General features: G+C 62.5%; 1 protein-coding gene. It reads left to right on the top strand.

Annotated elements, in window-relative coordinates:
* Positions 1 to 451, top strand: a 451-nt coding sequence (locus FMN52_RS18520; protein ID WP_240339540.1) for an amidase family protein, incomplete at both ends; no start/stop codon positions are given.

Below are 451 nucleotides of genomic sequence, written 5' to 3' on the forward strand. Positions count from 1 at the left end.
CTGTAAGGATGCCGGAATGGTGATCCTCGGCAAGACGAACCTTGATGAATTCGCTATGGGGTCGTCAACGGAAACTTCGGCCTTCGGGCCTACCCATAATCCCTGGGACCTTGAACGGGTACCGGGTGGTTCCGGTGGTGGTTCGGCGGCTAGCTTGGCTTCCTTCCAGGCCCCGTTGGCTTTGGGCACTGATACCGGTGGCTCGATCCGCCAGCCTGGAGCGGTTACCGGCACCGTCGGCATCAAGCCGACCTATGGCCGCTGTTCGCGCTGGGGCGTCGTCGCCTTCGCCTCCTCGCTCGACCAGGCCGGCCCGATCGCCCACACGGTCCGCGACAGCGCCATCCTTCTGAAATCCATGGTCTCTGTCGATGCGAAGGACACCACCTCGGTCGACATCGAGGTGCCGGATTACGAGGCCGCCATCGGCAAGTCGGTGAAAGGCTTGAAA

Origin of the sequence: Marinobacter sp. BW6 (assembly GCF_008107725.1) — a bacterium.
In the GTDB taxonomy this organism is placed as follows: domain Bacteria; phylum Pseudomonadota; class Gammaproteobacteria; order Pseudomonadales; family Oleiphilaceae; genus Marinobacter.